The organism is Pseudomonas sp. Irchel s3f19, assembly GCF_900187555.1.
In the GTDB taxonomy this organism is placed as follows: Bacteria; Pseudomonadota; Gammaproteobacteria; order Pseudomonadales; family Pseudomonadaceae; genus Aquipseudomonas; species Aquipseudomonas capeferrum.
In genome coordinates this window covers 65,322-80,102 of the sequence record NZ_FYDW01000002.1, presented here as the reverse complement: position 1 = coordinate 80,102, position 14,781 = coordinate 65,322, and the positions used below count along the sequence as shown (strand labels likewise).

The following is a 14,781-nucleotide window of genomic DNA, read 5'->3' as shown; positions in this document are numbered from 1 at the left end:
AACAGCCGTTGACCTAAAGGCTGGCTTTTACTTGAGCGATTGCTTCCCCGAGACGTTCGGTGAACCCCGACTCACCTTGATGGCTCATTACCAGGCGATCGACTGCGCGCGTCATCGCCACGTATAGCAAACGCATCTCGTCAGCTTCATCTTCGCCCTTGGCTGGCATTTCATGCAGGCGCGGGATCATCACAAAACCAAACTCCAGCCCTTTGCTGGAGTGCATGCTGACGATTTTTACCGAAGGGTGGGCGTAAAGCTTTGTGCGCTGAGAGCTCACGCGTGCGGTGGTGTAGGGGATACCTGCCGCCTTTAGCGCCTCTTCAACCCAGAAGGCCTGCTCGGTATGCCGGTAAATGACCGCCATGTCGTCCCAGGCTCTGCCGTTTTCATGTTCTGCCCTCAGCCTAGTTACCAGGCATTGCGCCTCTTGTGCAGGCCCAGCAAGGCATAGAAGCTGTGGCATCTCACCCCGGCGACCTGCACTTTGGGGTGCAAGCACAGGTACATGGTCGTCTTCGGCGTCGCGTGCGCTTAGCAACTCCTTGGAGAATGCATGGGCAACCGACAGCACTTCCAGCGTGTTGCGATAATTGATACGCAGCACCGTGGTACGGCCAGAAGCCTTGATGCCTACGCTGGCAAAACTGAACGCCAATTTTGTGCTCGACGCCTTGCCGCGATAGATCGCTTGGGCGTCGTCATACAGTACCAATAGGTCCTCGCGCTCACGGTCCACCTGATGGACGACTAAGCGGAACCACTCGGGTTTGAAGTCATGCCCTTCATCAATCAGGATGGCACCGTACTGTTCGGGCGCGAGGGCGCCGCTTTCCATTTGCCGAAGCACCTCTTCTTCCAGTGCTTGAATAAACTTCGCCCCTTTCATTTCGGGGATGGCGAGTTTTGCTTGGGTCAGCAAACTGTGGCACCAGGCGTGAAAGCCTACGACTGTTACCTTGTGCTCCTGGCGGTGCTGTTGCAGCACCTGGTTCAAACGCGCGGCAAGTGTTTTGTTGAAGCACAAGACCAGCACCGGTTTAGTGGCTGCGCGAGCCAGGTACAAGCAGCGATAGACCAGGATCATGGTTTTACCGCTACCTGCCACACCGTGAATCACCCGATGGCCATCGCCCATTGAGCGCGCCAACTGCTCTTGCTGAAGGTCCATCACTTTCAGCAGGCAGGGAAGGGGCGCGTCTTGTTCACTGAACAACCCGAACTGGGCGGGGGCAGGGCTCAAGCGGATCTCTGGAAACAAGTGATAACGCACTCGGTCGATCTGTTCTGGTACCAGATGCACGGGAAACTGATGGACCAGCATCTTGCAAACTTGCTGTTCGAACACGCTGCTGTCGGCGGTTTCGTACATCTCGTCCTTGCAGATGACCCGCGTGCCCTCCATCGCGGCACCAAGCTGTCTTGCCTCGAACTCTTTGCGAGTGATTTCGGTGAGCACCACCCCCCAGCTGTACGGCATGATCAGCTTGCCGGGCCGGTAAGCCTCAGCACCTTGGGTCAGCGCGCTGTCTTTCTCCAATGCCTGAACCGTTTCAAAGGCATTCTTGCGGGCCTGCGCCAGGGGATTGATAACGGTTTTTTCCTGACCATTATCATATTTCTTCACATCGCTGGCCGTTATCGAGATCAGCGAAGTCATTTTCCAGTCTTTGACTTCGAGCACCAATAGCCCGATTTTAGGGTGCAACAGGACAAAGTCAGGTTGCAGACCTTTTGGGCCTACTGGCACGTTGAACCAGCATAGCCAGTCGTTTGAGAGCTTTTTCTCGAGTCGCTCCGCCAGGCGTTTTTCGCCGGGAGCGTCGAAGCGACAGGCACTGAGTGCCGGGAAGAGTTGGGCCATATCCTTATCGTCCATATCCAAAAACGCCGTGCACAGTAGGATTTAATGCTGCGAGGTGCAAATCCAAAAGGAGGAGGGGGCGGTTTGGGGCAGCGGCGCTGGAGGATTCACTGACCGCGATGGTGGGCCGTGAGGGGAGGGCTGGGGGTAAGCGTTATGCCAAGGCGGCTAGCTTGGTTTTACCAAATAGCAGCTGATAGGTGAGCCGGGGTAATTTGAAACCGGTCGGTATCTATCTGTTTCTGCTGGTAAATAATTTTTTGGGCAACTTGCTTGGAATACCGGTTGGAACGCTGCGTGGTCTGGATTCCGATGGACGGGGCTTTTTGAGAACCGCCCCCAAAAACGAATCGGGGCCGAATCTATAAAGTAAATGGTCATCCTGTTGATCGTTGCCCCTGTGCTTGCCGGTACAGGGGCTCCTAGCAAACGATACCGTCAATGATTGCCGTGTTGGCTAAGCCGACTCTCGAAGTATTGCGCCGTCTCTTTGTCGGTGCAGTACAGGTAGCAACCCTTCATCCCCCGTGTCATTAGGGTTCGGTACGTATTTTTGATGATCAGGTCTGTTTCACTTTTCGCGAGGGTAGGTTGCTCTTTCATCATTTTTTTCCAGCCGCGAATCGATTTATCGTGCTTGTCGCGCTCATCCGGGGATGTCACTACCTGACCGTCACGCACGACCAGATCTGGTCCGATAATCACCCCGACGTAGTCGACTTCCAAACCTTGGCAGGTATGAATGCAGCCAACCTGCTCGATGGAGTTTTCAGCGATGATCCATAGGCTGCCATCCTGATCCAGGTTCCATTGGCGTTTGTAGTCACCAATCACGATATCAGCAGCGGTGGAGTCTTTCTTGCTCAACCAAGGCCAGCAATAGCCCGCGACCACACGAGCTTTGTTTTCGTGGTTTTTCTCGTTGATTGCGTCATGCATCGCCTGAGGTGAGTCGAACACCTTAAACTCGTACTCTTGGGTCTCAAGCGTCGGATTTGCCGTCGAGCGAATGCCTAGCGTGTCATCCAACCATGCCAGGTAACCGTCAGAACCACTGCAGCGAAACTGCGAAGACAGCACGTGTTCTTCAACCACAGCACCTTTGGCTTTCGCAAAGGCGCGAATCGCCTGCTTGCTGCCGATATCGCTCAAGGTTACACGCTGGTCCTCATCAATGAAGAAAATGGAGCATTTCGCTGAGTCAATCAGCTCCTTGATCTGGTTCTCCCCAAGGTTTCCATACAGCCCGCTTTTCTCATTCAGTCGGTGAGCTTCGTCCACGATGAGCGCATCGAATGTGTTGGGCTCAGTGTCGATGAATGCCCCAGAACCTGAAAAGAAATTCGAGAAATGGCTGCGCTTGATGGTGCCAACCAGTTTGCTTTCGTAGACCTTGCGAGGGGCAGCATTCTTGGAGACGTATTTGCTCATCAGCTTCAATTCGGTGAGCTTCACCAGTAGATTGATAGCTAGAACAGTTTTCCCGGTGCCTGGTCCACCTTCGATGATCATCACCTTGGGTGCTTGGTCCGAGGCCTCGCTTGCTGCCGCCAGCGCCGACTCAAAAATTGCTTTCTGGTCGTCAATCAACACGAACTCGGGTTTGCCTTTCATCAACCCACCGAGAGCTTCGGCTAGCGCCTTGGACGGGCGAATTTTTCCTTCGGAAAGCTCGTAAAGAACCTCTTTGTTGTCGCCATGACTTATATGCTTTTTCAGAAAGGCCCTGAGTTTACTGAGCTCTTCCGGGCCTTTCAGAAACAGCGGAGCCTTGCTGATGTGGGGCTCATAGTGGGCTGAATCTATGACCCCGTCGCTGACGTAGTTATGGAGGTAGGCACACGGACGGATTTCGATGCTTTTGTCATACACCGCCTCGTTGAAGCCTTCCAGCAGCGCTGCATAGGACCATACCTGATAGGACGGGTGAATGGTCTCAATGAGGCCGCCACCCAACGCCGTCTTGACGATGGCGTCTTTGGTTGTGGCGTTGGCCTTGCTCCATTGCTTCAGCTCGATCAGTACGGCCTTTTTTGCCTGGTTTTCGTCGCGACCGGTGAGTAGAAAGTCGATTCGCTTCGACGACTGCGGAATGTGCAATTCAATGGCCAGGCCTGCATCGCTCGGGAGGCCCTCATCTCTAAGGACCTTGGCCATGTACGTCAGGGACCCTTGCCACGATCTGATTTCCGAGGAGCCAACGTTCTTGCCGGTAGCTTCCTTGTAATGCCTGAGGATCACCTCCTCAATGTCATCGTTATCGTTGTCTTTAAGAAATTGCTGTTTGGTCGCAGCGTAAACGATCACGGGTTGTCCTTAGGTGCGTGTTGGTCAGAGTCGGTCGTACTTTTTGCTGCTGCTTCTGGCTTTATCTACGGGGTACTTCTGACCATTCGAGGCGAGTTTCTGTGTCACCGCCTCGTTGAGGTCAATGCCAAGTACGCTGCTCAGGCGAACCAGGTACATCAGTACGTCCGCCAGCTCATCCTTGATGGCTTGGCCGATTTCGGGATCTGTTGCGGCGGAGATCGAATCGGCATCGCTCATCCATTGGAAAATCTCGCACAGCTCGCCTACCTCGCCAGTGAGGGCCAGTATGAGATTCTTGGGGGAGTGGAACTGCTGCCAGTCGCGATCATCTGCGAACCGTTGGAGGGATGCGGCAAGCTTCACTACGTCAACCAGTGGCGCGGATGAGCTGTCTGAGTCACTCACGGGGTTATCTCTCGGGCTTCGGTGATGAAAATGTGTAGGAAATCTCATTTTGGATTGTAAGAGTTTTTACTCTGCTCGCAGATTTTTTTGTGTGTTTTTCTCACCTGTAGCTGCCGGTCGGATTGCTAGCCATAGTTGGCTGTCCAGATTGAGCGTGCCAGCGGTTAGTGCGTGCAAGATATGTGGCGCTCTAGTTATGTTGGTCCACAACAAACGACCCAAGCTTCTGATGATGCTCAGGTCGGTTTGGCTCTAGGATGTTCCTCAGCGTCCCAGTCGAGCCATTGCAAATACGCCTTGAGGTGCCATAGGCTGCTTTCTTAAATCTATGCTACTGACGCTGGAGAACTAAGATCGAATTACAAGGGTTGGGCGGGGCTTTCCAGTGTGGAGAGCCGACCTGTTGGATCCCTCCGACGAAATGATCTGCTCACATCGCTAGGAAGTTTCTTGAGATAGGTGGGGTTCTTAAGGGCTACATGTCATGACTCAGAAATTTCGCCCAAGGGTAGAGGGGATTGTGGACGGTATTATGGATCTAAATTCTCATGCGAATGCTGGGCTTACATGTGGCTAGTCCGTGTTGAGATAATTGACTTGCTAAGAATGTTTATGCTTATAAGAGGTTGCTGAATTTGATGAAATACATCCTACTGTTCGTCGCTGCTGGGTCGACATTGTGGCAGCTAACTTTTCACTACCATTCCTGGTGGGAGTTTTTCCTGCTGTCCGCTATTTCTGTCTCGTGGATTCTAAGTGTTATATATGCATATGATTGCATTCAAGCTTTTGCTGGTCGAAGCTCCCCCTATTACCGGGAGTTTTATGGCGAATTGAAAAAAGATTTCTGCATAGCCCTGCTTGGTGGGGGGTCTCTGACATTCATCGTAAATATGTCCACGGCTGACTATACATTTTCAAGTATTGACATAGCTTTTGCTGGCTTCCCATTTTTGTTGTTGAGTGTGTACGACAGCTTCGCATTGCTAAAGCGAAAGGTCGTCGGCGCCAGACTGCCTAAACAACTGACGTGCTCGTTGATTGGGGCCCAGTTTTTATAGTAGGTGTATTTAACTATTATTTGATAAAAATCAATTCAGGTGCATTCGTGCCCGCAGAATCTCTGTGGATTCAAGTAACGCTGTTGTTGACCGCTCTGTGCCTCTGCATAGGTTCACATCAGATGGTTTTCATCCTCACAAAGCAGAGGATGGAAGTTTTCCCTGCGATGTTAACATTGTTTGATAGCATTGAAATGAGTAAGGGGGTTTATAAGCAGGCTGGTGAATTGGCAGAGCGCTGGAATAAAATTGTATTTGACAAGAAGTTGGAGTTGCGTAAGAAGAAACATAAAAAGCGCAAGCGCTGAGTCGGCCAGATGTCGTAGGGCTGTATTACATATCTGAGGGCCCCGCTTTAAGAAAAGTAAATCAAGGGTGTGCGGATAGTCTCTATGCCGCGAAAGCCACGTTGAATCGATAGTGGCCAGTCGCACCGGACGCTGTCGACCCCTTGATATTATTCGGGGGCAACAGCTATCGGCCACAACTCGTCCTGGACATCCGAGGACGATGAACTACTGATGGCCTCTATCGTTCTTACAACACCACTCTCGATGAGCGCGGACTGCATCCAATGAAATTCCTGGAGCGCCACCAGTTGTAGCCCTGATTCTCTTTCCCGCCAAAGAGCTATATTCAGAGTTTAGAAGGCTCGATTTGAGCTCCAGGGTGAAATGGTCGCAAAGATAGATTAGGCCTTTGTCCCATAACGTATGTAGATCACTACGTAATAGCAGGCCATTGCTAATATTGTTAGTTTCTGGTCCTAGGTATGGGGTGATATGTGCTGCCTCCAATACCTGTGTAACTGTGCAGTCAGTTATAGCGCAACGTCCTTCATAAGCGGTTAGTAACCCACTTCGAAATGCTCCCTGCCCCTGGCGTTCAGTGATCTCCCTCAATATACGTTTACGGTTATCTTCTATTCCAGCCGGAGAATAGGGGGGCGAGTCATCCAGTTTTTGATTTGTTCTGATGAGGGCTTCTGTCAATGTGGTGCTCTCGAGAGTGAACACCTTATTCTCCCAGGCGACAACCTTCGCCAGACCTAGCAGCCGATACCTTGTAACATTGGGCTTCTTCGAAAGTTGTACCAGGACTGCCACCGGCACCCCATCATCCATGCACTTCTTCAGACCTTGATTAGTGAACAGGGAAGTAGCATCGCCGCGCTTGCTTTCTTCCTGAGCGTAAGAATACCGCCAACTACCGTCATATTGATATTCAGGGGCTCTATCGCTATAAGGGCTGTCTAGCCTCTGGCTAATGGAGAGAGCGTAGTCGAGCCCTTCCGGTTTGAAAATCCCTTTGGCCGAAATTGCGACGGTGCTAGGTGCTTTCTGAAGTTGATTCCAAGTTAGTTCTTGCCCTGCATATTGCTCAAACCAAGAAAGTAGCTCATAGTGGCTTGATGGTCCGCTTTTCTTTAGGATTTTATGATTCGAAGTTGTGGTGGCCGTGTTACTAAGCCGTTCAGTATCGAACGACGGGTACAGAACACTCAAGAGTCCAAGCAGGGCATTTTCAGTTTCTAAAGTTACAGGTAAGCCATAGTGGATTGGCTTGATGCCTCCATTTAAATGCTTTGGGAAGACGTTCATGTTGCTGTGATGCACATAGTCTGCCCCAGGGACTACCCCTTGAATAATACGAAGCTCTGAGATTCGATTCATCCAGGATGGCTCAATTACCAGTGCGGATTTCCCCGAGAGGTTCTTCATGTTTACGAACAAAAACTCGCCGTCATTATGACGCCAAATATATTTTTTGTTGTTATGGCTGACAAGGGAGAAACCTATGTTTTCAAGGAGCATATTGATCTGTAGGGGCTTCAGTGTCATGTCCAGTCAGCACTTAGTTGGTGGTATAATTTGTAGTTCCGCCAGCACGTCAGGGTAGGTTTACCGTTGGAGCTGGGGCGTCGCCTTAATGAATTTCGCAATCGGCTACATTGGGCGCCATGCTGTTTTACCCACTGCAAACGATGTCCATATCACACCCTATCGTTTCCTTGAGATATGCCACAGCCGCAGCCAGCACGAGGCTTTGATCAGCAGTACGACTACCAGCAGATAGACCCGGCTGAACAATCAAAATTTCGGCTTCAATGGGTTTGAAGCGTGCTGTCTTGATCAAGTCATTGAGCCTCAACCCATTTCCAGCAAGGTAGCGCGTTTGACGGTGCAGGGAGCGCAGCCGATCCTCACGTCTTTGTATGTGCTTACCGAGTTCAGAGAAGCGCCATTTCCATTTGGCCGACCTGACTGCTTGGGAGCAGACCTCCACGACATCCTTCACGCGTTCGCCAGGCGTGTCTCCTCCGGCATATTTGCAGTGGATCAGCGCAAGTCGTATGCGATTATCTTCCTCCTTGAGACAGACAAGATCCGCGGCCTCACCGGCGCCGTCGTCGTCGAAAACGATGTCAAAATCACCCTGAATGAAGTGCTGCGCGGCTTTCCACTGAATAGAGTCAGCACGTGCAATGCCGTCTTTCCAGTAGGATTCTTTTGTGATGTCGACGCCTGCCCAGTCCCAAGCCTCGAAGCGCTCTTCTCCGATTTCAAGATGCCTGGGGTCTTTAGGCTCGATCAGCATGTTGCCGTCCAGCTCACTCAGGTCGACGAACCGTAACAACGGTGGGTATGAACTCAGATATTGGCTGAGCGCCCTTGACGCTTTCCCGATGGTAAGTTCCACTGCCTCACCGCTTGTCTGTGCGACGACGAAGCCGGTCTCTCCGCCAACCGTTAAGGTGAAATCTGCGAACTGGCCGGTCTCGTCACAGTTCAGGGCAAACCTCATGCTGTTATCTCGCACATCAAGGTATTTCAGATCGACGAACGTGATAGGAAGGCCGTTTGGAAACGCCCGAGTTGTTAGCACGACCCGGTCTTCTGCAATACTCATGATTTCAGCCGGCCACTCGACAGCAAGCACATTCCTGTCGCTTGGAAACACCGTCACTTCCTTGGGAATCAGGACGTTTGCAATGATGTCATCGACAACGATACTGTCATCAAGAAGTTTGGCACCAGCCGCAGCGCACCAGTGAACGAACTCCGGTATGGAGCCTTGCTCTCGCGACCAGACCCTCCCTTTATACGAGCAGCCAACAGAAACGCGCTCTCCATTTTCCCATCCGGTACCACTGACATTGTTCTTAACGGAGCCGCTACGCTCGGCCACACCGAGTGCTACCGCAACGTCGGCGCCTGTGTACATGGCGTAGCTCAGATTACGTCGACCGTGTTTCTTGACGCCCATGTTCTGAAACACCAAGCGGTTTATATGGCCGAGTATTCGAAACATCTGTTCGCCATGGATAAGGTCTGCTTGCCCGCTGACTTCTTCCGCTAGCTCTGGGAACAAAGAACTATGATCAGTTGAAGACAGGAATAGCAGTTCAAGCTCCGGATTGTGGTGGAGGACGAAGAGTGTCCACTCACGGTCGAGAACGCCTTTGGTATTAGTCCAGCGAACCCTGCCTTCGGCGCGAGTGACGAAGTAAAGTGTACGCATTTCTCGGTTGAGCCAGACCCCCTCTATGTGAAGTTGTTGGGATAGCCCGTGGTGGAACCGCTCGGGAAAAAACTGTTGAGCTCTGTAAGCGGCAGTGCTGAAAACTGGGCGGAGTAATTGAGGTGACAGAGAAATTTTCGAGTCGCCTTCCTCATCCAGACGTTCGGACGCTTGCAGGAACTCAATCAACTCCCTGTGCTCCCGGACAGCATTAGAACTCAGCTCGCTAAGTACCTGATTCCAGTCGGCGTCTTCGCTGTATAGGCGCTCCAGTGAGTGGGCGACATCTTGATCGCCAATGTTGGCCACCACCGTCGCCTCGCCAATGCTCCTTCCTGCCACGCGTGTAAACCGCCCGATAAACTGGAGCGTGATAGCCAAACTCCGATGACTGTCATGGAGCGCAGCCACTTTCAGCTCGGGCAGATCAAACCCCTCGCCAAGCATGTCGACGCAGATCACGACCCGGGACACCCCTGAGCGCAGATCGGCCAGCTTAGCTTCAGTATCGTTGATCTTTGAATGAATCAGGATTGGTTGAAACTCAGGCGCAAGGTGTCGGTAAAGACGTTCTACGTAGGTTGCACGGACAATACTGCTGCATCGGGCTAAGAGCAGGTGATTAAGCCCCGCTTTCAAGTCACGTCGTAGCGTAGCCAGTGCTGTCACGGCGATCGCTTGATCGGCTTGGGTGCCACCACTCGGCTGGTGAACAGGCTCGAAATGTATTGGCTTGAAATATCCATCACGCTGCGCGGCGGCAAGTGAGTAGTTGAAAATCACTTTCCCGTCGACGAGTTCACCGTCTCTGCGAAAAGGCGTCGCAGTAAACTGCAAAATGGGCAGCGAGTGAAACGCTGATCTTAGCCCGCTCCAGGTTTTGGCGGGGACATGATGGGCTTCATCCAGGATCAGTGATTTGCACCGTTGAGCTATCTCAGCTGCGAGCGGGCTACCAGCTTCGAATGCCAGTGAACTAATGGTGGAAACCACCACATTGCATTGGGTGAAGATGTCCAAATCTGCCAGCGTTTTGGGTTTGGATGTGATCAGCCCGACTACTGGATTTTCCACTTCGTTTGGCAGCACCCCCAGAGCGCGCAGCAGTCCCAGGCTCTGAAACTTGTTCGCAGTCTGTTGGCGTAGAAGATCCCAAGGAACGACCACAAGTGTGGGCGAATGGCCGTACGCCGTCAGCGTAGCCAGCATCGTTTCAGTCTTGCCGGTGCCGGTGGGCATCACAATCGTTGCAGGCTGTGTATTGAGGCTCCAGTGAGCCCCGATGGCAAAGAGAGCGCCCAACTGGGGCGGTCGCAATCCCCCCTGTCCTGTTGGGACTTGCCCATTGGCGTCACGTTGTTCCGCTCGATATGACAGTTGATTTTGCCAGCTCCGCGCCGCATCGCGGGCTACGTCGGCCCACCCAGATTCGAGGAGTCGGACTTTGAGATCGATAAGGAGGCGATGAGTCCTCCAGACGACTTTGTCCTCTCGCAGATGAATGATCCCATCCACTCCGTCGGGCAAAGTGACATTGGGCCGGTTGGTGAGTAGGACGCGGCTACCACACTCAAGCAGCCACAAGCGTTCTCTGATGCGGGGCGACACGTTCACCAAGGTCTCATTGATGACTCGGGTCGTGATAGCTGGCTGTAGCTGATGTCGGATCTTTCCTACAGAGCAGCGTTGCTCGTAAACCACTGGTGGGAGCACAACCATCAGAATCCTCCTTGAATTACCCATTGCTGGGCGCTGCTTGGGAGGAGGATTATAAGCTGGATGGCCTAATGATGGCGCAGGTAGCGCGCATTCCTGCGAATGGCTCACTATTGTAGTGATTACCAATTATATGTCCGGGAATTGGTGACAACTAAAACTCCGACCTGCGCTGGCCCCAGATTTTGAGGCGCTTTCTCTGCAAGCACGAGGCTTGGCCTAGGCTGAAATCCTGACGCTAGTACTGGTACGCGAATGCTAGGATCAACGACTGAATAAAAATTGCAAAATTTGGCCTGAATGTCCCATTTCCACATACGGAAGAGGTTAAGGCTCTCTACGTTCGCTGTGATCCTGTGTTGAAAATCTGATACGCCGCTTACGGTGCCAACGTCACCCATGTGGCGCGATAGCAGCCGGTCTCACTCAGAGATCGAAAACCCATTTTTTTTGTAAACGACGAGTGAGTAACCGCATCGTCAGTAAATAGTAATACCGCGTCGCTTCACCGCGTAAATTTAAGCGATGCTCAAGAAACCAAGCCACATGCTTTTTTTGCCAAGCCCAAGGTGTTTCTCGCTGCCAGCGCGCTGCAATTTCGACCTGGATGATTTTTGCCTGTCGCACGTGGCGTTGCCGGGTTGCGTGCGAACCGGTCAGAACTCCAGCCAAGAACAGCTCCATATCGAATGGCTTACTCATGTCCGTCCGCCAATGTAGGCTGCGACCACGTCGATCCGACCGTGTCCAAGCTCGTAACTGATTCGCCTCCAGGCCTCGCCATCAAGGTTCCTATCTACCTGGCAACATTTGCCACCATTGATTGGCGCGGGGCATCGGGTGATCTGCTCGTAGCGCTCACATGCGTACGCTGCTCGTAGCTCATGGAAGCCTTTGAGGTTGTGTGCATGCAGGATATCCCGCGCCGGGCGCATAACTTGTTGCAGAAGATCTAGGTAGTTTTCGTGTGCCGCAATCAGGTTGCGGCTGCCCGCAGACGACACCTGCTGTGCAAACTCAAGTGCACTTCGAACATGGTCATCCACCGCAATCCAACGGGGCGCCGAGGCGCCGGCGCGGCCGCCTTTGGTGCCATCCTGAATGTTAATCCTACCTAGATTGTTAGCCTCACGGCTTAACCGTGGCAGGTCAGCCAAGATGGCCTCACGCAAGCGCATGCCAGTGGCTCGCGCCAACAAAACAATCGCGGCGGCCCGTAGTTGATGTTGGTTGCAAAGCGCATCGACGATCTGCTTAACCTGTTCGCGGTCTTGGCCCTGCGGCACTAAATGTCGAACCCCGGTGCGCTGCATACCCAGCGCCTTGCTCGGACTGGGCAATTTCACGCACTGATCACCTCGAAGCGCCGCCATGGCCCTGTTAACGCTGGATAGGCGGTTTTGTGCGGTGCTGACGGCGAGATCACCGCGCCTAACAGTGTCGCGCAGATACGCCGCGTAGTCGGCCAACACCTTTCGATCAATCTGCCGCGCATCATTGATACCGGGCCCCTGTTCGGAGCGGCACCATTTCACGAATGCCTGCCACCGATCACAGTGTGCCTTCACCGTGCCGTAGTGGCCGCCGCCGAACATGTCTTTCAGCGCTTGCGGACCTGCGTAGCTCAATTGTCTGCCGTAGCCGAAATTACGGCCATCTCGTTTACCCACCAATGCCATGTCGGTCACCTCATCGTCCGCTCTTCGATCCTCGCCCCACGTCATCCCGCCAAGAATGTTGAGTGTTATCAGGGATCAAGGCCCCTGCGACCTGTGGGGAATGTCCTCTTCGCGGGACTGGCGACTCCTTACGTCCGGGAGCAAGGGCATCTCATGATCTGGCCTCCTGTACACCGTTGCCGGTGGGCGGGTGGAGGCAGCACTGGCTGACGAGATCAGCGCCTGAAGATCATGAGCCATGTGCAAGCAGCAATGCGATGACCGGGGCATACCTGACTGTCAGTCAGGTGCAGTCCATTCCTTGGTCTGCGGCACCATCATCTACAGCGCTGTTGCTGGTGACATCGGCGTTTGTCACGCCGATTGTCACGAGGGGGAATGCCGCAAAGCCTTGTGCGATCAGGGCTGCAGCAGTGGTAGAAGTGCCCGTCTCTTTCCAGAAGAAAGAGACGGGCACAGGTTGGCGCAGTATTCGGCCGAGCGGATAGGTTGCTGCAGGGCAGCGAGGTAAGGTGTGTCTGGCGCACGAGCGCTATATGTGTAAGAGCATCCATCACATGGGTAGTGACCGTACGAGCTGCCGGATGCGAATCGTACTTGGGCTGAACCACCGCGGGGGCGGCGTGACCTTTAAGGCTCGGGTCACCTGGGGTGCTGTCATCGACAGCCTTTGCACGGCCAGTTCTACGCCTGTGGATAAACCCGGTCAAGGGCCGAAATTAAGCGCCCTTGAGGACGTGAAAAGCGGTTATCCATCGGTGGAATTACTTGGTAAATCCCGGACAACGTCGTGGTTTTTAGCTCTTCAAAATGAGGTCCATCCAAACAGGGCGGCTTTGCAGCCCTGTTTGGATGGACCCGCGCTGAGAAGCAGATAAGCGAGGCTGCTTGCCCCGAATCTTGGACGCTCAGTTGTTTCCGCAATTCTTGCGCCGTACAGAGCTAGCGGATCGGTACCACGTTCTTGTCTCTGACTTGACCGTATGCTGAGGCAAGCAGGCTGCCGGTGGCGGCTTTCTGGATGTACTCACTCCACCAGGCCATCATCGGTCGTCTGCGTTCAATGTAGTCGGCTCGGTTGTAGGCGCTGCGCACCTCATCCTTGTCGACATGCGCCAGTGCGACCTCAATGAGTTCGGGATCCCACCCATGTTCATTCAAGATGGTGCTGGCCATCGAGCGCATACCGTGGCTGACCAATCGATCCTGAAAGCCCATGCGTTTCAATGCCATGTTGGCGGTCTGGCTATTGGCGTGGGTGCGTGGATTTCTATCGGCCGGGAAGACGTATTCGCGATGGCCGCTGTGAGTCTTCAGTGACTCCAATAGTGCGACAGCATGATCACTCAACGGGATGCTGTGGGGACGGCGCTTCTTCATACGCTCCGGTGGGATAGTCCAGACACGCCTTTCGAAGTCGATGTCTGCCCAGCGAGTAGTCGCCGCCTCGGCGGGGCGAGTCATCGTGTGTAACTGCCATTCGATCAGGCAGCGAGTGGTGCGTTTGATGCTGGCGTTCGCGATCTCCAGCATGAGCTCCGGGAGCTCTTCGGGTGGAAGCGCAGCCATGTTCTCTTTTTTGGGCTTCTTGAAGACTGCCCTGATGCCGCTGAGCGGGTTGGCGAAGATCAGGCCGGAGTTTACGCCGTAGGTCATGATCTCGTTTAGTCGCTGGCTGAGACGCTTGACCGTCTCCAGGCTGCCTTTCGCTTCGATTGGGCGAAGCAATGCGATCACCATCGGAGCGGTGATCTTCGTCAGTGGCGTCGTCTTCAAATCGGGGAACACGTGCAGCGTGAGCGATCGCCAAATGTCCTCGGCGTAGGCCGGGGTGACCGAGTCTTTCTTGAGTTCAAACCAGGCGGTGGCCACGTTCTCGAAGGTGTGTTCGGTTTCCGCGCGTTTGGCTTCATTCAACGTATTGCGCTGCACCTTCGGATCGATGCCTTGAGCGAGCAGCTCGCGGGCTTCGACTGCCTTCTTTCGTGCGTTCGCCAGTGACAGTTCGGGGTAGGTCCCGAAGCCAATGTTGATGCGCTTCTTGGTCACCGGTTCGCGGTAGTTGAAATTCCACAGCAACGAGCCGTTGCTGCGTACGCGGAGCTGCAAACCGTCACCGTCAGTGAGGACATAATCCTTGGACGCGGGTTTGACTCCCTTGAGCTGTCGATCGGAGAGGCGGAGGTTTTGAGCAGGCATGAGATTGTCCTCAGGCACTGATTCG

At 53.5% G+C, this 14,781-nt stretch carries 9 protein-coding genes; 1 reads left to right on the top strand and 8 read right to left on the bottom strand.

Annotation, left to right across the window (positions count from 1 at the left end; translation table 11 throughout):
* Positions 1-13: 13 nt before the first annotated feature.
* From CKW22_RS04275 to CKW22_RS04265, 3 genes are all read right to left on the bottom strand, one after another.
* Positions 14-1,864, bottom strand: a complete 1,851-nt coding sequence (locus CKW22_RS04275; protein ID WP_095063802.1) for a 3'-5' exonuclease — start codon at positions 1,862-1,864, stop codon at positions 14-16.
* Between the two features lie 438 nt (positions 1,865-2,302).
* Positions 2,303-4,171, bottom strand: a complete 1,869-nt coding sequence (locus tag CKW22_RS04270; RefSeq protein WP_095063801.1) for a DUF2075 domain-containing protein — start codon at positions 4,169-4,171, stop codon at positions 2,303-2,305.
* A 24-nt stretch (positions 4,172-4,195) separates the two neighbouring features.
* The gene (locus tag CKW22_RS04265) at positions 4,196-4,579 is read right to left on the bottom strand and encodes a nucleotide pyrophosphohydrolase (RefSeq protein WP_095063800.1); all 384 of its coding nucleotides are present in this window, start codon (positions 4,577-4,579) and stop codon (positions 4,196-4,198) included.
* Positions 4,580-5,687: 1,108 nt separating this feature from the next.
* On the opposite strand from CKW22_RS04265, the gene CKW22_RS04255 reads away from it, so the two are divergent.
* Positions 5,688-5,948, top strand: a complete 261-nt coding sequence (locus CKW22_RS04255) for a hypothetical protein (RefSeq protein ID WP_143500705.1) — start codon at positions 5,688-5,690, stop codon at positions 5,946-5,948.
* Between the two features lie 207 nt (positions 5,949-6,155).
* Here CKW22_RS04255 and CKW22_RS04250 read toward each other — a convergent pair whose 3' ends face one another.
* The 5 genes from CKW22_RS04250 to CKW22_RS04225 all read right to left on the bottom strand — a co-directional run bounded on the left by CKW22_RS04250 (position 6,156) and on the right by CKW22_RS04225 (position 14,756).
* The gene (locus CKW22_RS04250; protein WP_095063797.1) at positions 6,156-7,481 is read right to left on the bottom strand and encodes a DUF2002 family protein; all 1,326 of its coding nucleotides are present in this window, start codon (positions 7,479-7,481) and stop codon (positions 6,156-6,158) included.
* Between the two features lie 127 nt (positions 7,482-7,608).
* Complete coding sequence (locus CKW22_RS04245) at positions 7,609-10,881, bottom strand: DEAD/DEAH box helicase (protein ID WP_095063796.1); 3,273 nt, start codon at positions 10,879-10,881, stop codon at positions 7,609-7,611.
* Positions 10,882-11,304: 423 nt separating this feature from the next.
* Positions 11,305-11,580 carry a hypothetical protein gene (locus tag CKW22_RS04240; RefSeq protein WP_095063795.1) on the bottom strand — a complete coding sequence of 92 codons (276 nt, stop codon included), beginning with the start codon at positions 11,578-11,580 and terminating at the stop codon, positions 11,305-11,307.
* The gene (locus CKW22_RS04235) at positions 11,577-12,557 is read right to left on the bottom strand and encodes an integrase domain-containing protein (RefSeq protein WP_095063965.1); all 981 of its coding nucleotides are present in this window, start codon (positions 12,555-12,557) and stop codon (positions 11,577-11,579) included. Before CKW22_RS04235 ends, CKW22_RS04240 begins: the two co-directional genes overlap by 4 nt.
* A gap of 942 nt (positions 12,558-13,499) precedes the next feature.
* Entirely contained in the window at positions 13,500-14,756 is a 1,257-nt protein-coding gene (locus tag CKW22_RS04225) for an integrase domain-containing protein (RefSeq protein ID WP_051097997.1), read from the bottom strand.
* Positions 14,757-14,781: the final 25 nt, after the last annotated feature.

Coding starts and splice junctions, on each gene's coding strand:
- CKW22_RS04275 (WP_095063802.1), bottom strand. CDS start 1,864: ATGGCCCAACTCTTCCCGGCACTCAGTGCCTGTCGCTTCGACGCTCCC.
- CKW22_RS04250 (WP_095063797.1), bottom strand. CDS start 7,481: ATGACACTGAAGCCCCTACAGATCAATATGCTCCTTGAAAACATAGGT.
- CKW22_RS04245 (WP_095063796.1), bottom strand. CDS start 10,881: ATGGTTGTGCTCCCACCAGTGGTTTACGAGCAACGCTGCTCTGTAGGA.
- CKW22_RS04240 (WP_095063795.1), bottom strand. CDS start 11,580: ATGAGTAAGCCATTCGATATGGAGCTGTTCTTGGCTGGAGTTCTGACC.
- CKW22_RS04235 (WP_095063965.1), bottom strand. CDS start 12,557: ATGGCATTGGTGGGTAAACGAGATGGCCGTAATTTCGGCTACGGCAGA.
- CKW22_RS04225 (WP_051097997.1), bottom strand. CDS start 14,756: ATGCCTGCTCAAAACCTCCGCCTCTCCGATCGACAGCTCAAGGGAGTC.